24 protein-coding genes are annotated in these 22,651 nt (G+C 56.8%); 9 read left to right on the top strand and 15 right to left on the bottom strand.

Translation table 11 applies throughout. The features are described 5' to 3' along the window. Positions 1 to 6 precede the first annotated feature (6 nt). Positions 7 to 1,710 (bottom strand): NAD(P)H-dependent oxidoreductase subunit E, encoded by a 1,704-nt coding sequence (locus ACR0DK_RS16675; RefSeq protein WP_480737205.1) that lies wholly within the window; start codon positions 1,708 to 1,710, stop codon positions 7 to 9. Between the two features lie 85 nt (positions 1,711 to 1,795). Then, the gene (locus tag ACR0DK_RS16670) at positions 1,796 to 2,677 is read right to left on the bottom strand and encodes a LysR family transcriptional regulator (RefSeq protein ID WP_170404498.1); all 882 of its coding nucleotides are present in this window, start codon (positions 2,675 to 2,677) and stop codon (positions 1,796 to 1,798) included. Positions 2,678 to 2,946: 269 nt separating this feature from the next. Here ACR0DK_RS16670 and ACR0DK_RS16665 point away from each other — a divergent pair, with 269 nt between their 5' ends. Next, the gene (locus ACR0DK_RS16665; protein ID WP_170511458.1) at positions 2,947 to 3,375 is read left to right on the top strand and encodes a DUF4275 family protein; all 429 of its coding nucleotides are present in this window, start codon (positions 2,947 to 2,949) and stop codon (positions 3,373 to 3,375) included. A 28-nt stretch (positions 3,376 to 3,403) separates the two neighbouring features. Here the strand turns inward: ACR0DK_RS16665 and ychF are convergent, their stop codons facing one another. Next, a complete protein-coding gene (ychF, locus tag ACR0DK_RS16660; RefSeq protein ID WP_170397486.1) occupies positions 3,404 to 4,501 on the bottom strand; it encodes a redox-regulated ATPase YchF in 1,098 nt (365 codons plus the stop codon). A 202-nt stretch (positions 4,502 to 4,703) separates the two neighbouring features. Here ychF and ACR0DK_RS16655 point away from each other — a divergent pair, with 202 nt between their 5' ends. From ACR0DK_RS16655 to ACR0DK_RS16625, 7 genes are all read left to right on the top strand, one after another. Next, entirely contained in the window at positions 4,704 to 5,189 is a 486-nt protein-coding gene (locus ACR0DK_RS16655) for an acyloxyacyl hydrolase (RefSeq protein WP_480737201.1), read from the top strand. A gap of 79 nt (positions 5,190 to 5,268) precedes the next feature. Beyond that, the gene (gene trpA, locus ACR0DK_RS16650; RefSeq protein ID WP_170404505.1) at positions 5,269 to 6,060 is read left to right on the top strand and encodes a tryptophan synthase subunit alpha; all 792 of its coding nucleotides are present in this window, start codon (positions 5,269 to 5,271) and stop codon (positions 6,058 to 6,060) included. 163 nt (positions 6,061 to 6,223) lie between these two features. Further along, complete coding sequence (locus tag ACR0DK_RS16645; RefSeq protein ID WP_170397492.1) at positions 6,224 to 7,390, top strand: alpha-hydroxy acid oxidase; 1,167 nt, start codon at positions 6,224 to 6,226, stop codon at positions 7,388 to 7,390. Between the two features lie 254 nt (positions 7,391 to 7,644). Next, positions 7,645 to 8,301: a 50S ribosomal protein L25/general stress protein Ctc gene (locus tag ACR0DK_RS16640; RefSeq protein ID WP_223117651.1), complete on the top strand. Its 657-nt coding sequence runs from the start codon at positions 7,645 to 7,647 to the stop codon at positions 8,299 to 8,301. Between the two features lie 130 nt (positions 8,302 to 8,431). Beyond that, positions 8,432 to 9,115, top strand: coding sequence for an aminoacyl-tRNA hydrolase (gene pth, locus ACR0DK_RS16635; RefSeq protein ID WP_223117650.1), 684 nt, complete (start codon positions 8,432 to 8,434; stop codon positions 9,113 to 9,115). 72 nt (positions 9,116 to 9,187) lie between these two features. Continuing rightward, positions 9,188 to 10,351 (top strand): serine hydrolase domain-containing protein, encoded by a 1,164-nt coding sequence (locus ACR0DK_RS16630; RefSeq protein WP_480737198.1) that lies wholly within the window; start codon positions 9,188 to 9,190, stop codon positions 10,349 to 10,351. Positions 10,352 to 10,360: 9 nt separating this feature from the next. Beyond that, positions 10,361 to 10,741, top strand: coding sequence for a DUF2237 family protein (locus ACR0DK_RS16625; protein WP_170397502.1), 381 nt, complete (start codon positions 10,361 to 10,363; stop codon positions 10,739 to 10,741). Here ACR0DK_RS16625 and ACR0DK_RS16620 read toward each other — a convergent pair. The 9 genes from ACR0DK_RS16620 to ACR0DK_RS16580 all read right to left on the bottom strand — a co-directional run bounded on the left by ACR0DK_RS16620 (position 10,738) and on the right by ACR0DK_RS16580 (position 19,119). Further along, positions 10,738 to 11,370, bottom strand: coding sequence for a class I SAM-dependent methyltransferase (locus ACR0DK_RS16620; RefSeq protein ID WP_170663901.1), 633 nt, complete (start codon positions 11,368 to 11,370; stop codon positions 10,738 to 10,740). The two genes, ACR0DK_RS16625 and ACR0DK_RS16620, sit on opposite strands and share 4 nt — an antisense overlap. Positions 11,371 to 11,421: 51 nt before the next feature. After that, entirely contained in the window at positions 11,422 to 12,669 is a 1,248-nt protein-coding gene (gene trpB / locus ACR0DK_RS16615) for a tryptophan synthase subunit beta (protein ID WP_170397508.1), read from the bottom strand. A gap of 67 nt (positions 12,670 to 12,736) precedes the next feature. Then, positions 12,737 to 13,072: a hypothetical protein gene (locus ACR0DK_RS16610; protein WP_170424385.1), complete on the bottom strand. Its 336-nt coding sequence runs from the start codon at positions 13,070 to 13,072 to the stop codon at positions 12,737 to 12,739. 45 nt (positions 13,073 to 13,117) lie between these two features. After that, entirely contained in the window at positions 13,118 to 13,762 is a 645-nt protein-coding gene (locus ACR0DK_RS16605; RefSeq protein WP_170424387.1) for a phosphoribosylanthranilate isomerase, read from the bottom strand. Between the two features lie 9 nt (positions 13,763 to 13,771). After that, on the bottom strand, positions 13,772 to 14,122 hold the full coding sequence (locus tag ACR0DK_RS16600) for a LapA family protein (protein ID WP_170397774.1): 351 nt from the start codon (positions 14,120 to 14,122) through the stop codon (positions 13,772 to 13,774). 7 nt (positions 14,123 to 14,129) lie between these two features. Continuing rightward, positions 14,130 to 14,414 (bottom strand): integration host factor subunit beta, encoded by a 285-nt coding sequence (gene ihfB / locus ACR0DK_RS16595; protein ID WP_050603110.1) that lies wholly within the window; start codon positions 14,412 to 14,414, stop codon positions 14,130 to 14,132. A 270-nt stretch (positions 14,415 to 14,684) separates the two neighbouring features. After that, complete coding sequence (gene rpsA, locus ACR0DK_RS16590; RefSeq protein WP_039532111.1) at positions 14,685 to 16,361, bottom strand: 30S ribosomal protein S1; 1,677 nt, start codon at positions 16,359 to 16,361, stop codon at positions 14,685 to 14,687. A gap of 336 nt (positions 16,362 to 16,697) precedes the next feature. Beyond that, positions 16,698 to 18,383, bottom strand: coding sequence for a tryptophan halogenase family protein (locus ACR0DK_RS16585; protein WP_480592076.1), 1,686 nt, complete (start codon positions 18,381 to 18,383; stop codon positions 16,698 to 16,700). Positions 18,384 to 18,582: 199 nt separating this feature from the next. Next, complete coding sequence (locus ACR0DK_RS16580) at positions 18,583 to 19,119, bottom strand: hypothetical protein (RefSeq protein ID WP_480737194.1); 537 nt, start codon at positions 19,117 to 19,119, stop codon at positions 18,583 to 18,585. 219 nt (positions 19,120 to 19,338) lie between these two features. On the opposite strand from ACR0DK_RS16580, the gene ACR0DK_RS16575 reads away from it, so the two are divergent. Beyond that, complete coding sequence (locus ACR0DK_RS16575; protein ID WP_223117646.1) at positions 19,339 to 19,815, top strand: YHS domain-containing (seleno)protein; 477 nt, start codon at positions 19,339 to 19,341, stop codon at positions 19,813 to 19,815. 26 nt (positions 19,816 to 19,841) lie between these two features. Here ACR0DK_RS16575 and cmk read toward each other — a convergent pair whose 3' ends face one another. From cmk to trmB, 3 genes are all read right to left on the bottom strand, one after another. Further along, entirely contained in the window at positions 19,842 to 20,456 is a 615-nt protein-coding gene (cmk, locus tag ACR0DK_RS16570; RefSeq protein WP_170397526.1) for a (d)CMP kinase, read from the bottom strand. Further along, on the bottom strand, positions 20,453 to 21,799 hold the full coding sequence (gene aroA, locus ACR0DK_RS16565; protein ID WP_170612046.1) for a 3-phosphoshikimate 1-carboxyvinyltransferase: 1,347 nt from the start codon (positions 21,797 to 21,799) through the stop codon (positions 20,453 to 20,455). The genes cmk and aroA overlap by 4 nt, the downstream gene beginning before the upstream one ends. 69 nt (positions 21,800 to 21,868) lie before the next feature. Next, positions 21,869 to 22,579 carry a tRNA (guanosine(46)-N7)-methyltransferase TrmB gene (gene trmB, locus ACR0DK_RS16560; protein ID WP_170511477.1) on the bottom strand — a complete coding sequence of 237 codons (711 nt, stop codon included), beginning with the start codon at positions 22,577 to 22,579 and terminating at the stop codon, positions 21,869 to 21,871. Between the last annotated feature and the right edge of the window lie 72 nt (positions 22,580 to 22,651).

The raw sequence follows: 22,651 nt of genomic DNA, 5'->3' as shown, positions 1-22,651 counted from the left end.
TCTCCCTCAGATTTCGTCAGCGAAATGTTTCATGACCAGGCGGATCGGGTTCGGGGCCGCCTGCCCCAGACCGCAGATCGAGGCATCGCCCATGACCTGACACAGGTCTTCCAGCAGGTCCTGATCCCATTTGTCGGCTTGCATCAGCTTGACCGCCTTTTCGCAGCCTGCGCGGCAGGGCGTGCACTGGCCGCAGCTTTCGTCTTCGAAAAAGCGCAGCATGTTCAGTGCCGCATCGCGGGCGGTGTCCTGATCGGACAGAACCACAACCGCAGCGGACCCGATGAAGGTGCCATGTGGTTGCAACGTGTCGAAATCCAGCGGGATGTCATCCATAGATGCAGGCAACAGACCCGAGGATGGACCGCCCGGCTGATAAGCCTTGAAGGTCTGGCCCCCGGCCATGCCGCCGGCAGCCTCGATCACGTCCAGAATGGTCGAGCCAGCGGGCAGAAGGTAAACGCCCGGCTTTGCGACACGACCCGAGACCGAATAGCTACGCAAACCCTTGCGACCGTTCTTTTCGGTGCTGTTAAGGCATTCAGGCCCTTCACGGCAAACTTTGGTCACCCAATAGAGCGTCTCGACATTGTGCACCAAGGTCGGACGGTTAAAGACCCCAACCTGCGCCACGAATGGAGGACGGTGACGCGGCAGGCCTTTTTTGCCTTCGATCGACTCGATCATTGCGGATTCTTCACCGCAGATGTAAGCGCCAGCACCACGGCGCAGGTCGATATAGCCTTCTTCGACGATCCCGGCTTGTTCGAGCGCGGTAATCTCACGACGCAGGATTTCCAGAACTGCCGGGTATTCGTCGCGCATATAGATAAAGCAGGTCTCTGCCTCGACGGCCCAAGCGGCGATCAGCATCCCTTCGAGGAAGACATGCGGCGTGCGCTCAAGATAGTAGCGGTCCTTGAATGTGCCGGGCTCGCCCTCATCGCCGTTGACAGCCAGATAACGCGGGCCTTCATTCATGCGAACAAAGCCCCATTTCTTGCCCGACGGGAAGCCAGCGCCGCCCAGACCACGCAGGCCCGAGGACAGTACGTCTTCCTGCACCTTCTCCCAATCGCCGCCCTCGCGCAGCTCTTTCAATTTGGCGTAGCCACCTTCGGCCTCATAGGCCGCGAAGGTTTCGTAGTCGGGCAGGTGCGCATGGGTGTCATCGGCAACAATAGCGGCCCGCACTTTTTCGGGGGTCGCGTGGTCGATGTGGTTGTGACCGATCTCCAGCACTGGAGCGGTGTCGCAGCGTCCCATGCAGGGCGCACGGACAACGCGGACCTGCGAGGCATCCAAACCGTCTTCCAGCGCTTTTTGCAGCTGCTGGGCACCTGCCATTTCGCAGGACAGCGAATCGCACACACGGATCGTCAACGCCGGAGGAGGCGTTTCACCCTCTTTCACTACATCGAAATGGGCATAGAAGGTTGCGGTTTCGTAAATCTCAGCCTGCCCGATCCGCATCTCAACCGCCAGAGCGGCGATGTGGTCGGCGCTGATATGGCCGTGTGCGTCCTGAATCAAATGCAGAAATTCAACAAGCAGATCGCGACGTCGCGGGCGGTCGCCCAGCAGACGTGCAATTTCTGCTTGTGCCTCGTCCGAGAATTGACGGCCTTTGGGCGTGTGCCGCCCCTTGCCTTTACCTGACTTCCAGACGCCCTTTGGCGCGCCTGATGGCTTGGTGTCTAATGGTGCCATGATGCCCTCCGATTGAGGCCCCGTGTCTCATCAGACTAGCATATCGTCAAATCGCATATTTCAATCGCACGATAACGACAGTTTATCACCGCAAAGACGCCATCACTGTGCGTAAGGCCGCGACCGTGGGCAATTCCGGGTCACGAGTGAGCGTGGCCAGACAAATTGGCTTGCTCACCACGGGTTCGATCAGGGACAGAACCCTTGTGTCCTTCAGGTCGCCCAGCGCCCGCACCAGCACGCGTGGAATCACGGTAGCCGCTAGCCCCTCGCGTGCCATGACCATCGAGGCAGTGAATCCGCTGGTCTCAGCCACAATATCCGGGTGCAAGCCCTGTTCGGCGAATATCCGATCCAGAATGCGCCGGTTCTGCATCTGTGGTTCCAGCAGGCTCAGGGGAAACTCGGCCACGCGGGCCCATGGGATCGGGCCTGTCTCATCGGTCATATGCGAGGGGACCAATAGGACATAAGTTTCTTCGTACAAGCGCTGCACTTGCCGTAGATCGGTACCGATACTGTCGCCATAAGTGATGCCTGCATCCAGACTTCCTTCGTCCAACCGGTGCTGAATGGCCGTTGCAGACATTGTTTCAATCCGGGTCACGATACGTGGATGCGCATCGCGCAACCGCTTCGTGAGACGCCCGGTGAAGGCAATCGCTGTTGGGATCACACCCAAAATAAGCGTGCCGGTGATCTCACCCTTTGCAGCGAGCACCTGTTGTTCCAAAGCCTTGGTGTCGTCGAGAATGCGCCGCGCGCGCTGGACAATCATCTCGCCCTCTTCGGTTAGCCCCTGAAATCGGTTTGCGCGGCGAACGATGGAGACACCCAGCCGATCCTCCAGGTTTCGGATTCGCATCGAGAACGCAGGCTGTGAAATCCCGCATTCCTCAGCTGCCTTGGCGAAATGACGATGCCGCGCCAATGCGCTGAGCAATTGCAGGTCGCGGATTTCGATCATCTAGAGCTGTCTCAAGTATCAGGTCAAAATCCAAACTAACCACATTTCTGCACGAGAGAAATGTGTGAGATGCGAGCATCGTCAATTTGTTGGCTGCCACAGGATCGGCGCTTCAGATACATGCAATACTCGGGTGGTTGAGCCTGCCGAACTGCTGTTCCAGCCCAAATGAAACTAACAGGATCGCATCTTGCCACCTGAGCGGTTTTGACACTTCGCCATAACGCGCGATATGCCGGTTTAACAACAACATAGAACCGAATTATTCCATGAACCTTACGAGAAACCAAATTGAGGACTTCTTGGTGCGTGAATGCGTCGATTTTGATCCTCTCAATTCCAAAGAAGGTGGTGAGGTTGTTCAATGCTGGCATCAGACATTCGCCGGGAACGTAAAGAAATCAACCGGTTCCTGGATTCACAATCGCTTTCGCTGGCATGGTTTCAGTTACGGGTTTCAAATCGCGCGGGCGGGCGATGACGCTTTAAATGCCTATAAGAACCAGTGGCCTGCCGCGTATGTTATCTTTGATGAAGATATCAAATGGTCGTATCGCTGCGTCTCAGAAACATATCCAGATTTCACATCTTTTGGCGCGGATATCTACGTAGCCCACCACAACATGAAGTGGACAATGGCATTCACACACGAGCAACCCGATATCGGCCCGTTCTTCGCAGAAAATCCGAGGTTATAAGCTGAGCAGTGACTGCTTTGGTGGCTTCTCAGGTGTTGAACAAAAAGTGCATCACATCGCCATCCTTGACGATGTAGCCTTTCCCTTCGGCCCGCATCTTACCCGCCTCTTTGGCACCTTGTTCGCCATTGGCAGCGATGTAGTCGTCATAGGCGATAGTCTCGGCACGGATGAAACCCTTCTCAAAGTCTCCGTGGATGACACCTGCGGCCTGTGGTGCGGCGGTGCCGGTGCGGATGGTCCAGGCCCGGGCCTCTTTCGGGCCGACGGTGAAATAGGTTTCCAGCTTGAGCAGGTCGTAACCGGCACGGATCAGACGGTCGAGGCCGGGCTCTTCCAGACCCATTTCCTCTAAGAACATCTGTGCCTCGTCGTCTTCCAGAAGGCTGATCTCTTCCTCGATCTTGGCACTGATAATGACATGAGCATTACCTTGCGCGGCAGCCATCTCAGCGACTTTGGCAGAGTACTCGTTGCCTTCGGCGGCCTCTTCTTCGGACACGTTGCAGACATAAAGCACCGGCTTGGTTGTCAGAAGTTGCAGCATTTTCCATGCCTTGGCGTCTTCATCAGACACTTCAACCAGACGCGCTGGCTTGCCGTTTTCCAGCATCTCCTGCGCCTCGGCCAGCAGGCGGTCCTGCTGTTGCGCTTCTTTGTCATTGCCCTTCAGCTTGCGCACCAGATTGGCGCGACGCTTTTCGATGCTTTCCAGATCGGCCAGCATCAGCTCGGTCTCGATCGTATCGGCATCGGCCACCGGATCAACGCGGCCATCCACATGGGTCACGTCACCATCTTCGAAACAACGCAGCACATGGGCAATCGCGTCAGTCTCGCGGATGTTTGCCAGAAACTGGTTGCCCAGCCCCTCGCCTTTCGAGGCCCCTTTCACCAGACCAGCGATATCCACAAAGGTCATGCGCGTCGGGATGATCTGTTTCGAGGACGCAATCGCCGCCAGTTTATCCAGCCGGTCATCAGGAACGGCGACATCCCCCACATTGGGTTCGATGGTGCAGAACGGGAAATTCGCCGCCTGAGCTGCCGCAGTTTTGGTCAGTGCGTTGAAGAGAGTCGACTTGCCAACATTCGGCAAACCCACGATTCCCATTTTAAAGCCCATGACGGCCTCCTGATACCATTTGAGCGCCGCTTCTAGGCAGGTCCGGTGCAATGCGCAAGGCAAAGTGCCTGAACACTGCCGCGAGTCTATTCTGCCACATCACAAAATCGACATCGATTTGTGTTCTTGCGTCCATTGAAAACATGCACCTACATTCCTCAATAAAACCAATACCAACGAACGACGGACATAGTAGGTAAAAATGAAATCCCTTGTTATTCTGGCTTTTGCGCTGACAGCCGCTACTGCAGCACAAGCCCAATCCACCATTTTCGGAGCAGGCTACGCAGATTATTCCAGCGCTGAGAGCGAAGATCAGGCAATGGTTTCGCTGGAATACCAGCATCGCTCTTTCTACGAAGCGACCCGTTTCAGCGCCACCTGGGGTGCGTCCCTGTCTGTTGATACCGACGGTGACACGCATGTTGGCGCGGGCCTGATTGGGCTTTACACTTTTGCGGACCGTTGGTTCATCGAGGGCAGTGTCATGCCGGGATACTATAGTGAATCCAACGAACTGAATGATCTGGGCGGCAGTTTTCAGATACGCAGCTTACTGGGCCTTGGCTATACGCTGGAAAGCGGCAACAAACTGTCTGCCGCTATCACTCATATATCCAACGCCAGCACGCAGGAAGACAACCCAGGCGTAAACGCACTTTTGCTGAGATACCATTACGCCTTCTGATCGGAAGCCCACCAAGCGGGATTGATTTTCAGCGAAAGTTTCTGCACATCAGGTCCAAACCCGAGTGCAAGGATTTCCGATGACCCGTATTGACGCCAAATTCGACGCCCTGCAAAAGCAAGGCAAAAAGGCATTTGTAGCTTATGTCATGGCCGGAGATCCCGACTATGACACTTCGCTGGAGGTCGTGAAGGGTTTGCCCGGCGCAGGTGTCGACGTTATCGAGTTGGGCCTGCCCTTTACCGATCCCATGGCCGATGGCCCGACCATTCAGGCTGCTGGCCAACGGGCGTTGGATGGTGGAATGACATTGCAACGCACTCTGGATTTGGCCCGCGCCTTTCGTGAATCCGATGACACCACACCGATCGTGCTGATGGGATATTACAATCCGATCTACAGCCGAGGTGTCGAGAAATTCCTGGCAGATGCAAAATCAGCGGGGATCGACGGGCTGATTGTCGTCGACCTGCCCCCCGAAGAGGACGAAGAGCTTTGTCTGCCCGCGCAAGCTGCCGGGCTGAACTTCATCCGCTTGGCGACGCCGACGACCGATGACCAACGCCTGCCTCGCGTACTGCAAAACACATCCGGCTTTGTGTATTATGTATCGATTACCGGCATAACCGGTGCTGCCGAAGCGCAGGCAACCGATGTTGGGCCCGAGGTCGCTCGGATCAAAGCTGCAACTGATTTGCCCGTGATCGTCGGTTTCGGGATCAATACGCCAGAGAAGTCTCGCAACATCGCGAGTGTATCCGATGGCGCGGTAGTTGGATCTGCCATTGTCAGCCAGATCGGTTCCGGAAAACCGGTGACCGAGGTTCTGGATTTTGTCAAAACACTGTCAGATGGCGCACACTCCGCCTAACAATTTCTTTCCATTTTCAGATGGTTCTTCACCGCAGCAGGCGCGCCGCCTACTGCGGTGTTTTTTGTTTTGACCACGCGGCAACCAACCGCAGCAAGCGGGCATTGCAGTGTTTCAAAATAATTGGTAAAGAAACTTAACCAATCCTGCGAGGGCCTGATCAATGCCAGTCATTACCAATATCGAAGACCTCAAACGGATCTATGAGCGTCGCGTTCCCCGCATGTTTTTTGACTATGCAGAAAGCGGCAGCTGGACCGAACAAACCTTCCGCGAGAACACGTCGGATTTCGAAGATATCCGCCTGCGCCAACGGGTCGCCGTAGACATGACAGGGCGCTCGACCGCATCGCAGATGATCGGGCAGGATGTATCCATGCCCGTTGCATTGGCTCCGGTAGGCCTGACAGGAATGCAGCACGCGGATGGCGAGATCAAAGCGGCCAAAGCCGCCGAAGCCTTTGGTGTACCCTTCACACTGTCGACCATGTCGATCAATTCGATCGAAGATGTCGCTGAAAACACTTCGGCCCCTTTCTGGTTTCAGCTCTACACCATGAAAGATCAGGACTATGTCGGGCGACTTATTCAGCGCGCGAAGGATGCGAAATGCTCGGCCCTTGTCATTACGCTTGATCTGCAAATCCTTGGCCAACGACACAAGGACCTGAAAAATGGCCTATCTGCGCCGCCAAAGCTGACCCCCAAAACCATCGCCAACCTGATGACGAAATGGGCCTGGGGCATCGAGATGCTAGGTGCCAAGCGCCGAGAATTCGGGAATATCGTCGGTCATGTCGATAGCATCACAGATACACGCTCGCTCGGCACATGGACCGCCGAGCAATTCGATCCCAGCCTCGACTGGGGCAAAGTCGAGAAGCTGATGGAACAATGGGGCGGCAAGGTGATCCTTAAGGGCATACTCGATGCCGAGGATGCCAAAATGGCTGCCAAGCTGGGCGCAGATGCAATTGTTGTCTCAAACCATGGTGGACGGCAGCTGGATGGCGCGCTCAGTTCGATCCGGGTTCTGCCCGAGATCATGGATGCCGTCGGCAGTGATGTCGAAGTGCATCTGGATAGCGGCATCCGTTCAGGGCAAGACGTGCTGAAAGCTCTGGCGCTTGGGGCCAAAGGCACCTTTATTGGTCGCGCCTTTGTCTATGGGCTAGGTGCAATGGGTCAGAAAGGCGTGACAACGGCATTGGAAGTGATCCAGAAAGAGCTCGATACAACGATGGCACTTTGCGGTGAACGTAACGTAGCCGATCTTGGGCGCCACAATCTTCTAGTCCCCGAAGACTTTGGCGGTCGCTGGCAGGCTTGATCCTACGCCTCCCACGTAGATGGAGACGCCGCATGGCCGCCCATTGAGCGTCTCGTTCAAGGTACTTGCAGCCAGATGAAGCAGAGGATCCGTCCTTCATCTGGCCGTAAATACCTCGGAGCGCGAGGCAGAGCCTCGCAAAATTTCTCGGGCTACAAAAAGCCCTTTCCAAACCAACTGAATCAAGCTAAGGACGCGGCTTCACGCGGGCATACAGCCTTGGAGGATGCCCGCCCTAACATTGGAGAATTATCATGGCTGGAGAGATTCCTGATCTCGTAGCTCTGGAACGGACGGGGACAGGCAAGGGCGCCGCTCGTCAAGCACGCCGCGATGGCATGGTTCCGGGCATTGTTTTTGGTGGCGATAAAGAGCCGCTGCCGATCCAGATCCCGTTCAACGTACTGTTCAAGCGCCTGAAAGCAGGCCGGTTCAAGTCGACCCTGTGGAACCTGAAAGTCGAAGGCCACGAAGACGTGCGCGTCATCTGCCGCGATGTCCAGCGTGACGTTGTCAAAGACCTGCCGACCCACCTGGACCTGATGCGCCTGCGTCGGACCACCAAGATCGCGCTGTTCATCCCCGTTGAATTCGTCAACGAAGAAGCTGCGCCCGGCATCAAGAAAGGTGGCGTTCTGACCGTTGTTCGCCCTGAGGTAGAGCTGCTCTGCACTGCTGGCGACATCCCTGAGAAGATCACCGTTGATCTGACCGGAATGGAAATCAACGATGTTGCCACCATTTCGTCGGTCAGCCTGCCCGACGGCACCAAGCCGACCATCGATCGTGACTTCGTGATCGCCAACGTCTCGGCACCCACCGGTCTGTCGACCAGCGACGACGAAGAGGGTGAAGAGGAAGAAGTGGCCGCAGATGAAGTTGAAGTCATCGGCCAGGAAGAAGAAGAATAAACCCGGATCAGTACCGGATTTGAAACGGGGCCCCATCCGGGGCCCCGTTTTCTTTTGCGGGTGCGGGGCTGGAAACCATCCCTGAAACCATGCAATGAGAGAGCGATGCGAGACTGCAAAGGGCAATGCGATGAAACTGTTTGTCGGTTTGGGAAATCCAGGAACCAAATACGCCCGCAATCGACACAATATCGGTTTCATGGCATTGGATCGGATTGCCGAGGATCATGGATTTGGCCCGTGGAAATCCAAGTTTCAGGCAGAAATTGCCGAAGGCCGTCTGGGCGGCGAAAAAGTGCTGTTGGTGAAACCTCAGACTTTCATGAACAGGTCCGGCCAATCCGTCGGCGAGGCGATGCGGTTCTATAAGCTCGATTCGACCGATGTGACTGTTTTTCATGATGAGCTGGATCTGGCCCCAGGCAAAGTGCGCGTAAAGGCAGGTGGCGGCCACGCGGGACACAACGGGTTGCGCTCGATCCACGACCATATCAGCCCAGCCTATGATCGCGTACGGCTGGGCATCGGTCATCCGGGCCGGAAAGAGATGGTCTCACCCTATGTTCTGAGTGACTTTGCCAAGGCCGATGCGGACTGGCTGGACGATGTATTGCGCGGCGTGTCGGACGGGGCCACTTATCTGGTCAATAATGAAGGCGGAAAATTCATGAACGCGGTGGCCTTGCGCACTGCTCCACTCAGATCATCGAAGCAGCCCACTAAACCTGATACGCCCCCCAAAGCTGCCGCCGAAGCCGTTTCAGCGCCCGATGAGCGTTCGGCCATGCAAAAGCTGCTGGATAAATTCAGATAATCATTCCGCAACGTTGCGCTTGCGCAAAGCCTCAGGCCAAAGTCCAATGTCAGAGGCAAAGGGAGGTGTCGAATGAAAACAGCGCTCAGATGGCTGCTGCGTATCCTGTTGACCTTGGCATTGGCAGCGGCGGTTGTCGGATTTTGGAAACGCGAGGAAATCCAACGCCTGATGGCGGTGAATTCGCTGTTTTCAGAAGAAAAGATCGTCCACAACTTTTCGAATATGGACGAAGCCTTTCTGACGGTCACTCTGCCGCGTGGCAATGGCCCGACCTGGGAGCTGCCGTATGGGCCCGGCTTCGATCTTCCCGATGGAACAGACCAGTGGATCGAAGATCGCTCGGTAACATCCCTGTTGGTGATGCAGGACGGAGAAATTCGTTTCGAAGAATACTATCTGGACACCGGGCCGGATGATCGCAGGATCTCCTGGTCAATTGCTAAAAGCTATTTGTCTGCCTTGTTCGGCATTTTGCTGGATGAAGGCGCGATCAATTCGCTCGACGATCCGGTTGTGCAATACGCACCCGACCTCAAGGGCAGCGCCTATGAGACCGCCACGATCCGCAACGTGTTGAACATGGCCAGCGGCGTGACCTTTGACGAGGATTATCTGGACTATAATTCCGACATCAATCGCATGGGCCGCGTCGTGGCGCTGGGAGGTGAACTGGACGACTTCGCGGCTTCGTTGAGGGACAGTTTCGTCGCGCCGGGTGAAACATGGCAATATGTGTCGATCGATACTCATGTGATCGGAATGGTCATCCGGGGGGCAACAGGACGCAGCGTTGCAGAGTTACTGACCGAGAAAGTGATCGCACCGCTGGGGTTGGAGCGAGAAGGTTATTACATCACCGATGGAGCAGGCGTTGCATTTGTGTTGGGCGGTCTCAACTTCACAACGCGCGATTTTGCCCGGTTCGGGCAGTTGATTTTGCAGGATGGCGAACGCGATGGACGGCAGATTGTACCCGCGGATTGGATCGACGCCGCTACTTGGCCAAGCGCACCGACCGAACCGGGCAAGATAGGGTATGGCTATCAATGGTGGATTCCGATCGGTGCCCATGAAGGTGAATTCATGGCGCGGGGTGTGTATGGGCAGTACATTTACTTCGACCAGCCACGTGGTGTTCTGATTGTCACGACGGGCGCAGACCGAAAGTTCCGCGATCCCGGTGTCGGTGAGCAGAACATAGAAATGTTCCGCAGAATTGCGCGAAGCCTGTAAGATACCATCATGCAGAAGCAAGACAGCATCAATGTTCTGGGCGGCGTGCTCGCGCCTTGCTCGCGCAAACCATTAACCGGTTTCTTTCGCGACGGTGCCTGCAACACCTGCCCCGAGGATCAGGGAAGCCATACGGTCTGCGCCGTGATGACGGCAGAGTTTCTGGCTTATTCGAAATATGTCGGAAATGACCTGAGCACACCCCGGCCTGAATTCGATTTTCCTGGGCTCAAGCCTGGTGATCGCTGGTGCTTGTGTGCGGGGCGCTTTTTGCAAGCCCATGACGAGGGATGCGCGCCCAAGGTGCACCTCGAAGCCACGCACCAGAGGGCGCTGGATATCGTACCTCTCCATATTCTAAAAATGCAGCGCGCTGAAGACGAGCACTAGATGGCGATCGCCCGATATCCGCGAGACGTGCGCGACGGCGGCCCGGTTGGAAAGCCATGCTCGGCCTGCAGGTCCCAGCCCGAACGCGCGAGCATCTCCGCCACAATATCCGGTCGATAGGTTCGGTGCCGCCATTGGAACCAGATGATCGCATTACACCAATGTGGCTTGCTGACAACCAACCAAAGCGTTGCACCCGGTTCAGCCAGATCGCGCATGCGGCGCAAAGCATCTGTCGGATCAACGCAATGCTCCAGAACATGCGCAGCCAACAGGCAGTCAAAACGGGATGCCGGATGGAACTCTTCCAAGCGCGATTGGACAGTCTCGGCGTTTCCACCGCGCCGTTGCAACGCTGACCCTGCCAGTTGCAGCATTCGGGCCGAAGGTTCCAAAAGCGTCACATGCCCTTCGCGCCGGATCACGGCGCGTGCTTCGGCAAAGGCTCCCGTACCGCACCCGATATCCAGTGCGTTACGGCCCAATTCGACCTGCGGGTCCGAGGACAGAAAACCCAGATAGGCATCGAAATACCCCAGCAGACGCATCTTGTCTGCCCAGCTCGGGGCGGCCTGATCGTATTTCTGGTCAAGTCGGTCGGGTCCGGCCTTTGAGGAAACACTGCACATGCAATGCAAACTGGCACAGTTCCTCAAAGGCGCAAAGCCTGTTAGGCCTAATCAGTCCGCTGCGCGACCTTCGGTATCCGACATATCAAAGTTCAGGTACCGTGCGACGGTCTGCACATCTTTATCCCCCCGGCCACACATATTCATGCAGATCAGGTGGTCCTTGGGCAATTCCGGCGCGATTTTCATAACATGCGCCAGCGCATGGCAGGGCTCCAGCGCAGGGATGATACCTTCGGTGGCGCAGCACAACTGGAACGCTTCAAGCGCTTCTTTATCCGTGATCGAGACGTAGTTCGCGCGACCGATGTCGTGCAGCCAGGAATGCTCGGGGCCAATGCCCGGATAGTCCAGACCGGCCGAGATCGAATAGCCTTCGAGAATCTGCCCGTCATCATCCTGCAGCAGATAGGTGCGGTTGCCGTGCAGCACGCCCGGACGACCTCCAGTCAATGAGGCGCAATGCTCCATCTTCTCGTTCACGCCCTTGCCGCCCGCTTCAACACCGATGATATTCACATCCTTGTCGTCGAGGAACGGGTAGAACAGGCCCATCGCATTCGAACCACCTCCGATGGCGGCGATGATGGTGTCGGGCAAACGGCCCTCGGCCTTTTGCATCTGTTCCTTGGCTTCCTTGCCGATGATCGACTGAAAGTCGCGCACCATCGCCGGGTAAGGATGCGGGCCAGCAACGGTGCCGATGCAGTAAAAGGTATCGCGCACATTGGTCACCCAGTCGCGCAGAGCGTCGTTCATCGCATCTTTCAGCGTACCCCTGCCGGATGTCACCGGGATCACTTCGGCTCCCAGCAGGCGCATACGGAACACGTTCGGGGCCTGACGCTGAACGTCATGGGCACCCATGTAGACAATGCACTTCAGGCCGAACTTGGCGCAGACGGTGGCGGTGGCCACGCCGTGCTGCCCTGCCCCGGTCTCGGCGATGATCCGGGTCTTTCCCATGCGCCGCGCCAGAATGATCTGGCCCAGCACATTGTTGATCTTATGCGCGCCGGTGTGGTTCAGTTCGTCACGCTTCAAGTAAATCTTTGCGCCGCCCAGATGTTCGGTCAGGCGTTCCGCGTAGTAGAGCGGCGAAGGGCGACCCACGTAGTTTGCCCACAGATCGTCCATCTCGGCCCAAAATGTGGGGTCATCCTTGGCTTTGTCATATTCCTCTTCCAGTGACAGGATCAGCGGCATCAGCGTTTCGCTGACAAAGCGCCCGCCGAAGATGCCAAAGCGGCCTTGTTCATCGGGGCCGGACATGAAGGAATTAAAAAGATCGTTGGCCATGGAAGTCTCCCTCGTCGTACCCGATGTTCATAGGAGGTGATGGAGTGATTTGCCATCGCAAAACGTATCATTCCGCCGCCTGAGCGCGCTGTTCCCACACCTGAAGTGCCTGAACTCGACTTGGAACAGCAATGCAGGGAAATTGACAGAACACATTGATATCGGCCAGACGGGTCGACGCGCGTACTACACGGCGATGAGGGCCGGAATATGCGAATGTCAGCATAGCTTCGACATCATGCCAGACTGTGTATGAAAAATAACAGCCTTGACGCACAAATACCTCGGCATGCAGGCACAGCGCGTCACCGCGTGCCTGCCGCAAGGATTGATGAGCGCGCCAGAAGAACTCGGGCCCGTGATACCATCGTTTAAGTGAAACTCCGCCGATCACTGCCAGCATGCTCTCCCCCATTTTGAGGAGATACGCAGGTTCGTGCAGATCAGATCAACTTGCCGCGTCGATAAAGGCGCGGATCAGCCCGGCATCCTTTACACCCGGAGAGCTTTCGACGCCGGATGAGACATCCACCTGCTGTGCGCCGGTCATTCGCACCGCTTCTGCGACATTGTCAGGGGTCAGACCTCCGGCCAGCATCCATGGCCTACGCCAGTATTTACGACCTGCCAGCAGGCGCCAATCAAAAGACAAACCGTTACCACCAGGCAGCTCCGCGTTTCGCGGTGGCTTTGCGTCGATCAACAGCTGATCCGCCACATCTGAATAGAGATCGATGGCCGCGAGGTCTTCGGCCTCGGCCACACCAATGGCCTTCATTACTGGCAGGCCGAAGTGGTCTCGCACTTGCTGCACACGCTCAGGACTTTCTTTGCCATGCAGTTGCAACATATCCAGAGGCACGATCGAAAGAATGTGATCCAAATCCTCGTCCGTCGCATTCACTGTCAGCGCCACCTTGGCGACGCCCGCAGGCACCTCCTGTGCCAATGTCGCAGCTGTCTGGGGCTCAACATGCCGCGGGGATTTGGGGAAAAACACAAAACCAACATAACCCGCGCCCGCATCCACAGCAGCGCGCACGTGGTCAGGGGCGGTCAGGCCGCAGATTTTAACTCGGATATCAGCGGGCATCGTAGGGCCTCAGCTTGCCTCATCCAGAATGGCCAGCACATCATCCTGACCTTCATTCTGCTTTTTCTTGAGCTTCTTAACTTCACGCTCAAGCTTGCGCACTTCGCCTTGCTTCACGGTCACATCCTTGCGGTGTTTATGCTCGCGCAGCCATTCCCACAGGAAGCCGATGACCAGGCCGGCAACAACCCCACCCAGCACGACCAGAAACAGCGGCAAGGAGGTTGACAGGTTGAACCCCAGCAACTCGGACAAAGCATCCGGCATAAGCTTAAGTTCAACAATTTGGCGATTGGCCAGCGAAACCGAGACCAGAACGATCCCCAATGCAGCCAGAAAAGCATAACGAATGTAGCGCATCATGAGGCTAGGCTTTACCGTTCAAACGGTCCCTTAGCAACTTGCCAGTTTTGAAAAATGGAACACATTTTTCTTCAACCTGCACAGTCTCACCAGTGCGAGGATTGCGGCCTACACGTGCGTCACGCTTTTTCACCGAAAACGCGCCGAAACCGCGCAGCTCTACACGGTCGCCGCGTGCCATGGCGTCGGTCACTTCTTCAAAAACGGTATTCACGATCCGCTCGACGTCGCGTTGATAGAGATGCGGGTTTTCGTCGGCAATTTTCTGAATCAATTCTGAACGGATCATACGCAATACCCTCCCAGGCGGACGATGTGACAAGCCTATAGTTCTGACAGTATAGGAAAAAACCCGGATCGGGGGAACGGATACTCTGCCAGCAAAGGCGGCATTTTGCGACAATCTCACGCGAATTTTTGCCCGTTGGCCTGATTTCCACACTTCATGCGCGAACGATAGGCAAATTAAGCCGACTATTTGGAAGATATTGATTCGCAACAAAAACGGCCCCGCACCATGGTGCGAGGCCGAATTTCATGTTTGGGATACGCCCCGGACTTAGTCGCCCGACTTCAGTGCTGCACCCAGGATATCACCCAGCGACGCGCCCGAGTCGGAAGAACCGTACTGTTCCACGGCCTCTTTCTCTTCGGCGATCTCACGTGCCTTGATCGACAGGCCCAGACGGCGGGTCTTGCTGTCGACGTTGGTGACGCGGACGTCGACCTTGTCGCCGACCGAGAAACGCTCGGGGCGCTGCTCAGCACGGTCACGCGACAGGTCCGAACGACGGATGAACGACTTCATGCCTTCGTACTCGACCTCGATGCCGCCATCTTCGATCGCGGTCACTTCGACGGTGATGACCGAACCACGCTTCACGCCGCCCACGGCTTCAGCGAACTTGTCACCGCCCAGGGCTTTGATCGACAGCGAGATACGCTCTTTCTCAACGTCAACTTCCGAGACGACGGCCGAAACCATGTCGCCTTTGCGGTAGTTCTGGATCGCATCTTCGCCACGCTCGTCCCAGGACAGGTCGGACAGGTGAACCATGCCGTCGATGTCGCCTTCGAGGCCAATGAACAGACCGAATTCGGTGATGTTCTTGACTTCGCCTTCGACCTCGGTGCCCTCGGGGTGCGTTTCTGCAAACACTTCCCATGGGTTGCGCTGGGTCTGCTTCAGGCCCAGAGACACGCGACGCTTGGCGCCGTCGATTTCCAGAACCATGACGTCGACTTCCTGGCTGGTCGAAACGATCTTGCCGGGGTGGACGTTTTTCTTGGTCCAGGACATCTCGGACACGTGAACCAGACCTTCGACACCGGCTTCCAGCTCGACGAACGCGCCGTAGTCGGTGATGTTGGTGACGCGACCCTGATGGACCGAGCCCAGCGGGTATTTCGCAGCAACCAGATCCCACGGATCTTCCTGCAGCTGCTTCATGCCCAGGCTGATGCGGTGGGTCTCTTTGTTGATCTTGATGACCTGAACCTTGATGGTTTCGCCGATCGTCAGGATCTCGGACGGGTGGTTCACACGGCGCCATGCCATGTCGGTGACGTGCAGCAGGCCGTCAACGCCGCCCAGATCAACGAATGCACCGTATTCGGTGATGTTCTTGACGACACCCTCGACGGTCTGACCTTCGGACAGGTTGCCGATGACTTCGGCACGCTGTTCGGCACGCGATTCTTCCAGGATAGCGCGACGCGAAACAACGATGTTGCCACGGCGGCGGTCCATTTTCAGAATCTGGAACGGCTGCTTCAGACCCATCAGCGGGCCAGCGTCGCGCACGGGGCGAACGTCAACCTGCGAGCCGGGCAGGAACGCAACTGCGCCACCCAGATCGACGGTGAAGCCACCTTTGACGCGACCAAAGATTGCACCTTCGACGCGCTGGTCGTCGGCATATGCTTTTTCCAGACGGTCCCATGCCTCTTCACGGCGGGCCATCTCGCGCGAGATGACGGCTTCGCCACGGGCGTTTTCTGCGGCGCGCAGGTACACTTCGACCTCGTCGCCTACAGCGATTTCAGGGGCTTCGCCGGGATTTGCGAATTCTTTCAGATCAACGCGGCCTTCCATTTTGTAGCCTACGTCGATGATGGCTTGGCCGGCTTCGATCGCCAGAACCTTGCCTTTGACAACAGAACCCTCTTCGGGCGTGTCCATTTCGAAGCTTTCATTCAGGAGGGCTTCGAATTCCTCCATGGATGCGTTAGCCATGTGGCGTTGTTTTCCTTTACATAACGTTTTTGCTGGCCGAGCGGTTGTCTCCGCCGGTCTTGTTTCATGATGCCTGAATGCGTGATCCAGAACGCGCCCGAGCTAACAAACACAAAGGGCCGAGGTAACCCGGCCCTGCTCAGATACGTCATCCGGACGTTAACCGCCCTTGTTCAGACAGCGCGCGTATAGGCGGATTCCGTGTCATGTGCAAGAGCAAAGCCCTTAAACACTGGCCAATCCCACAAAATCCGAACATCGGGTCCGGGCATCGAAGCAAACGCGATCCGATCCCCGGCCTTCTTTGTCAGTTCTGCCGAATGATACCATGCGGCGCTAGAACAGTTGCAGATCCTTCTTGCCGCTTTGAATCTCAGCGAGGTTTGGCATGTTCTCGATCACCACGGGTGCCGGTTTCGCGCCCGGCATTGCGACAGTCGGCTGCCCCATTGCGGCCTTGCCAAAGGCAGGCTTCTCCAACTCGCCCCGGATATCTCGCAGCAGGGTTTTGTGATCCGGCATGGTCTTGAGGATCTGCGCAAGGTCCATTTTTGCCCCCTTCCACCACTGGAACCAAATCGGTTTCTTCAGCGGTCGCAGACGATCACGGATACCTTCGCCATAGCCCGTATCATACACCTGTTTGCCCAGAAGAACCGTCTGATAGACGCGGAAATTGAACAGCGTCGCAAACTCGATATCGTGTTCCATCGGCAGACGATGCTGCCACAGCTCAAGGTTCTCGGCCAACCGATCCGGAATCTTCATCTCGGTGCGGGCGTCGATCCAATATTGATCATCGGTGCGGTTACCCAACCGGTAGTGCAGGCAGATAAAATCCAGTACCTCGTCATAAAGCTTGTTCATCTGCCGGTTATATCGGTTGCGCAGCGCGGGCTCGATATCGCGGGTCGGCAGATGCTCGGCAAACCAGCGGATCGCGTGATCGATCATGTGGATCGCGGTACTTTCAAGCGGTTCGATAAATCCACCAGACAAACCGATCGCCAAGCAGTTCTTAACCCAGGCATTGCGGACACGACCAACACGCATGGGGATCACGCGCGGTGTCAGCCCCTTGCCGCTGTCGCCCAACCAGTCAAGATATTCGTCCGCCGCCTGATCATCGGTCCGATGCGCGGATGAATACACATATCCCGTACCTACACGATTGTAGAGCGGCACACGCCACGTCCAACCCGCACCAAGCGCGGTCGAGCGTGTAACGCTTTCGATCTTTTCGGGGTTAGGGTGCTCGATCTGCAAGGCCATGGCACGGTCGTTGGGCAAGTAGTCCGAGTAATCCATGAACGGCTCGCCCAACGCTTGATTGATGATCAACCCCCGGAAGCCGGTGCAATCTATGACCATCTCAATGTCATGGCGTCCCTTGCGCTCTAACATCAGGTGACTGACATTGCCCTGCTCGTCCAATTCGACCGATTGCACTTCGTCTTGAATATGCTCTACGCCGCGCTTGGCGCAGACCTTTGTTAGCATGCCCGCAAACTTCACGGCATCCAGATGATAAGCATAGCCGAACCGCTGCTCGAATTCAGGTGCACCCAAAGGACGCGCACCCTTGCACAACCGGGCCAGATCATCATGCGGTGAGATTGACTGCGTGAAATCCCGATCCCCGTTACCAAAACGCAGAAAATACTCGGCAGCCTCCAACCCCTCCAGCAATTGACCATGGGCAAACGGGTTTACGTAGTCGATCCGATTGCCCTTGGCGTCGTTGTTCCAATTGCAGAACTTAACTCCCAACTTGAACGATGCGTTGGTTTCGCGGAAGAAATCCCGCTCTGAGATACCCGCCTGACGGAGCGTGACCGGCATACGCGGCACCGTCGCTTCACCGACACCCACAGTCGAGATGTTGGGGCTTTCGATCAAGCAAATGCGTGGGCGATCCTTGGGTGCTGACGTGCGGGAGAACACCATGTCCAGGATCAGCGCAGTCATCCAACCCGCCGTACCACCACCCACGATGGTGATCTTACGCAAACGATTATTCATATTTTTTGTCCCTGTTGGCTTGGGATTTTGTAGCTGCCTCCCCTTTTTTTGAGTGATGGGGATTTAACAGCAGCTTTCCCTTATTTAGCTGTGGGAAGACTATAACAGCTTTCAAGCATCCAGCTAGAGCCTATGACACCCATGGTCGCAGGCACATTCGTCATCAGAATTCAGGCTATGCGCCTACTTTGGACAAGCGTCAGATTTCCTCACCCTTCTTCAGAAGTTCTTCGATCAGCTCACGCTGCAGATCATGGCTGTCGCCCCCTCCGAATTCCGCCGCACCACCGGTGTACAATGTGCCATAGGTGTTGGCGATATTCACAGTCTGGGCCAGACCCGAGATCAACTGATCCCTTTGCAACAGCGAAAGCGGGTGAATGAACGCAGCCCATAAGGTGCCATTTGCGATCGCATAGCGCGCATCCAGCGTGCTGTCGAAATTTGCCTGCATCATCCGTTGCAAATCGGCTGGCGACAAATCCGCAGCACTGCCGATCGCGACCATCGCCCGCATGCGGTCAGCATTGGTATCGGTGACAACCAGCACCGTCACATCAGATATCGTCAACTCAAACCCCGGCCCGATCGGTTGCGCCTGGGGGTCCAGTGCGAAGATGATTTTTCCCAGACGCTCGTAAGTCATCGGAGGTTCGGCCTCGGGCACCGGCGCGTCTGATTGCTGCGCAGCTACGCTACCTGCAAGAAAGAACAAAAACAGGGCTAGTCTGATCATGGGCCACTCCTACGGTTGTCCAACAAGCTTAGGCGGCCATCGGACAGGTGGCCAAACAAAGCTATGTGAACAGTTTTTGCAAAACGCTCTGATCTTTGGACGATCTGCAAAATCTCATGACCTATCTGCGATTACCCGTCCGAATAACCTTTTCTAACTTAGTTACATCGGCTTGGGGCGGACCCGAGCCTTGAACCAAAAATGGAAAGGACCCCTACTATGAAATCGCTCGCACTTACTGCATTAGCCGCAACTCTGGCCCTGGCAGCTCCGGCTTTTGCCGCAGACGAAATCAACGTCTCCAAAGGCCTGTCGGCGGCTGGTGCACCCCTGGCAGCCCATGGCGTCGATCTGGTCGCGCTTGTCAACAATGGCAATCCGGTCGAAGGCTTCGCCAATCATTCGGCGACTTATGACGGCGCATCCTATTACTTCACCAGCGCGGAAAACCTTGAAGCGTTCGAGGCCAATCCGGCGGCTTACTTGCCCCAGCACGGTGGCTATTGTTCGTTCGGGGTGTCTGTTGGCAAAAAGTTCGACGGCGACCCGGATCAGTACCTGTTCGCAGACGGCAAGCTGTATCTGTTCCTGAATGCTGATACCCGCGCTGCTTTCCTGAAAGACGTCACCGGCACCGCTAAAACCGCAGATGACCAGTGGACCAACATCAAGAGCATCGCAGTTGGTGAATTGTAGTTAACGGACACCTGTCCGCATCCACTTCAGGCTGCGGGCAGGTTCTGTTCAATTGTTTCGAGCGCCCGTGCCAGCGCGGCCTCAATGCTCAGGTTTGACGTATCAAGCTGCACGGCGTCATCTGCAGGTTTCATCGGCGCAGTGTTGCGATCCGCGTCACGTGAGTCACGCTCTTTGACATCCGCAAGCACCTGTTCGCGTGACACGTCCGAACCTTTGGCCGAAAGCTCAAGATATCGCCGTTCCGCCCGGACTTCGGGACTGGCGGTGACAAACAGTTTGACCTCAGCGTTTGGGCAAATCACGGTTCCAATATCGCGCCCGTCCAGCACGGCGCCTCCGGCGCGACGGGCAAACGCCCGCTGAAAATCAACGAGTGCGCTTCGGACTTCAGGAATGACCGCAACTTTCGAGGCCGCCTGTGCGATCTCAGCCGTACGCAGATCACCCTGCTGCAATTCTTCTGCTGTCAGGGACCCTGCCGCTGCAACCGGTTCGTCACCTTGCAGCATACGACGCCCCACCGCGCGATAGAGAAGACCGGTATCCAGATGCGCAAACCCGAAATGCGCGGCAACGCCCTTGGAAATCGTCCCCTTGCCCGCCGCCGCAGGGCCGTCGATAGCTACGGTGAATCTCATGTACGCTCGACCTTGGCACCGAGCGCGGCCATCAAAGGCTCAAAAATCGGGAACGACGTTGCGATCGGTCCGCCGTCATCCACCGAAACCGCCTTTTTAGCCCCCATCCCCATGACCATGAACGACATGGCAATGCGGTGGTCCAAGAAGCTTTCGCAGGTCCCACCACCGGGCACACCGCCGATGCCGAGACCGTCGACTGACCACCATTCGTCACCTTCGTTCACGGTCACACCGTTGGCGCGCAGGCCACGGGCCATTGCGTCGATCCGGTCACTTTCCTTGACGCGCAGCTCTTTCACGCCGCCCATCATTGTTGTGCCGGTCGCATTTGCGGCCACAACAGACAGCACCGGGTATTCATCGATCATCGACGCCGCGCGTTCGGGCGGGACGTTGATCCCCTTCATGTTGGGCGAGTATTTTGCACGCAGATCGGCAACCGGTTCACCCCCCTCTTCGCGCTCGTTTTCGTAGGTCAGATCGGCACCCATTTCGCGCAGCGTGGTGAACAGGCCTGCGCGGGTCGGGTTCAGGCCGATACCGGGGACCAACACGTCCGAGCCCGGTGTGATCAGTGCGGCACAGACGGGGAAGGCCGCACTGGACGGGTCGCGCGGCACGGCGATGACTTGTGGCTTCAGCTCGGGCCGACCGGTCAGCGTGATAACGCGCCCTTCATCCGTGTCCTCGACCGTGATTTCGGCACCGAAGCCCGCAAGCATCCGTTCGGAATGATCGCGGGTCGCTTCCTTCTCGATCACGATGGTCTTGCCGGGAGCGTTCAGCCCTGCCAGCAGAACGGCGGATTTCACCTGCGCCGAAGGCACAGGCACCTCATAGCGCACCGGGGTGGGGTCCGCAGCTCCGACAATGGTCATCGGCAGACGTCCACCGTCTCGGCCGACAGATTGCGTTCCGAACAGCGCCAGCGGATCGGTGACCCGCGCCATCGGACGTTTGTTCAGGCTCGCATCTCCGGTGAAGGTCGCTGTGATCGGAGAAGTCGCCATCGCCCCCATGATCAGGCGCACGCCAGTGCCCGAATTGCCACAATCGATTACCTGATCTGGTTCGGAAAAACCACCAACGCCTACGCCATGCACCGACCATTCGCCACCGCCATGATCCGTTACTTCGGCCCCAAAGGCACGCATGGCCTTAGCGGTGTCCAATACGTCCTCGCCTTCCAGCAGGCCCGATATCTTGGTTTCTCCCACAGCCATTGCCCCCAGGATCAGGGACCGGTGCGAGATCGACTTGTCCCCGGGCACCTCTGCGGTGCCTGTCAGCGGGCCGCAAGGCTGCGACGTCATCGGGATGGGCGTGCCGTGTCCGGACATGGGGGCTCCTGTTTTCGCTATCAGTCCTCAGGCCGATTAGCGAATTGGGGCCGGTTGGTCCAGCGACAATCAGTCTTTGCGGCGGAAGGTCAGGTAATGGGGTGTACGGCCTTCGCGCAGCGCCTTCTGTTCGTAGCGCGTGGAAATCCAGTCATCCCACGGCTCACGCCAGTCGGCGGGGCGCTCGGCCAGCCATTCGAAGCCCGCCCGCGGCACCTCTTCCAGCGTTTGGCGCACATAGTCAGGGATGTCTGTGGCAACGCGAAAGATCGACCCTGGCTTTAACGCGCGCGCCAAGGGCTCCAGGTGTTCAGGTGTGACAAACCGACGGCGGTGATGCCGTGTTTTGGGCCATGGATCGGGATAGAGCAGAAAAGCGCGCGATATGCTGGCTTCTGGCAAAACGTCGAACAAGTCTCGCGCGTCCCCGGGATGTACGGCAAGGTTTTCAACACCGGCCTGACGGATTTTACCCAACAGCATCGCAACACCATTGATATAGGGTTCGGCTCCGATGATGCCGATATCCGGGTTTTGCTGAGCCTGATGCACCAGATGCTCACCGCCGCCAAAGCCGACCTCAAGCCAAACAGGCTTGCCTCTGAATAGACCGTCGAGATCAAGCGGATCGCGTTCAGGATTACCGTCCCAATCCACCGCACCGGGGGACAAGGCAGCAAGATCTTCCGACAGATAAGTCTTTTGACTGGGCTTCAGGGTTTTGCCCTTAAAGCGGCCATAAAAATTTCTGCGCGGGCGTTGTGGGGTCTTTGTACTCATGGCGCAGCCCTTACTGCGGGGCTGAAATTGTTGCAAGTGGTCGCCGACTTGCAAAAAACGCGCCGAAACCGG

The organism is Ruegeria sp. CE6 (assembly GCF_056537485.1).
This window is presented reverse-complemented; position numbering and strand designations above follow the sequence as displayed.

Coding starts and splice junctions, on each gene's coding strand:
- ACR0DK_RS16585 (WP_480592076.1), bottom strand. CDS start 18,383: ATGAATAATCGTTTGCGTAAGATCACCATCGTGGGTGGTGGTACGGCG.
- ACR0DK_RS16605 (WP_170424387.1), bottom strand. CDS start 13,762: ATGCCCGCTGATATCCGAGTTAAAATCTGCGGCCTGACCGCCCCTGAC.
- ACR0DK_RS16620 (WP_170663901.1), bottom strand. CDS start 11,370: ATGTGCAGTGTTTCCTCAAAGGCCGGACCCGACCGACTTGACCAGAAA.
- pth (WP_223117650.1), top strand. CDS start 8,432: ATGAAACTGTTTGTCGGTTTGGGAAATCCAGGAACCAAATACGCCCGC.
- aroA (WP_170612046.1), bottom strand. CDS start 21,799: ATGTCCGGACACGGCACGCCCATCCCGATGACGTCGCAGCCTTGCGGC.
- ACR0DK_RS16625 (WP_170397502.1), top strand. CDS start 10,361: ATGCAGAAGCAAGACAGCATCAATGTTCTGGGCGGCGTGCTCGCGCCT.
- ACR0DK_RS16670 (WP_170404498.1), bottom strand. CDS start 2,677: ATGATCGAAATCCGCGACCTGCAATTGCTCAGCGCATTGGCGCGGCAT.
- ACR0DK_RS16645 (WP_170397492.1), top strand. CDS start 6,224: ATGCCAGTCATTACCAATATCGAAGACCTCAAACGGATCTATGAGCGT.
- rpsA (WP_039532111.1), bottom strand. CDS start 16,361: ATGGCTAACGCATCCATGGAGGAATTCGAAGCCCTCCTGAATGAAAGC.
- ACR0DK_RS16600 (WP_170397774.1), bottom strand. CDS start 14,122: ATGCGCTACATTCGTTATGCTTTTCTGGCTGCATTGGGGATCGTTCTG.
- ACR0DK_RS16610 (WP_170424385.1), bottom strand. CDS start 13,072: ATGCTGGCAGTGATCGGCGGAGTTTCACTTAAACGATGGTATCACGGG.
- ACR0DK_RS16630 (WP_480737198.1), top strand. CDS start 9,188: ATGAAAACAGCGCTCAGATGGCTGCTGCGTATCCTGTTGACCTTGGCA.
- ACR0DK_RS16665 (WP_170511458.1), top strand. CDS start 2,947: ATGAACCTTACGAGAAACCAAATTGAGGACTTCTTGGTGCGTGAATGC.
- ychF (WP_170397486.1), bottom strand. CDS start 4,501: ATGGGCTTTAAAATGGGAATCGTGGGTTTGCCGAATGTTGGCAAGTCG.
- ACR0DK_RS16575 (WP_223117646.1), top strand. CDS start 19,339: ATGAAATCGCTCGCACTTACTGCATTAGCCGCAACTCTGGCCCTGGCA.
- ACR0DK_RS16655 (WP_480737201.1), top strand. CDS start 4,704: ATGAAATCCCTTGTTATTCTGGCTTTTGCGCTGACAGCCGCTACTGCA.
- ACR0DK_RS16640 (WP_223117651.1), top strand. CDS start 7,645: ATGGCTGGAGAGATTCCTGATCTCGTAGCTCTGGAACGGACGGGGACA.
- trpA (WP_170404505.1), top strand. CDS start 5,269: ATGACCCGTATTGACGCCAAATTCGACGCCCTGCAAAAGCAAGGCAAA.
- cmk (WP_170397526.1), bottom strand. CDS start 20,456: ATGAGATTCACCGTAGCTATCGACGGCCCTGCGGCGGCGGGCAAGGGG.
- ihfB (WP_050603110.1), bottom strand. CDS start 14,414: ATGATCCGTTCAGAATTGATTCAGAAAATTGCCGACGAAAACCCGCAT.
- trpB (WP_170397508.1), bottom strand. CDS start 12,669: ATGGCCAACGATCTTTTTAATTCCTTCATGTCCGGCCCCGATGAACAA.
- ACR0DK_RS16675 (WP_480737205.1), bottom strand. CDS start 1,710: ATGGCACCATTAGACACCAAGCCATCAGGCGCGCCAAAGGGCGTCTGG.
- trmB (WP_170511477.1), bottom strand. CDS start 22,579: ATGAGTACAAAGACCCCACAACGCCCGCGCAGAAATTTTTATGGCCGC.
- ACR0DK_RS16580 (WP_480737194.1), bottom strand. CDS start 19,119: ATGATCAGACTAGCCCTGTTTTTGTTCTTTCTTGCAGGTAGCGTAGCT.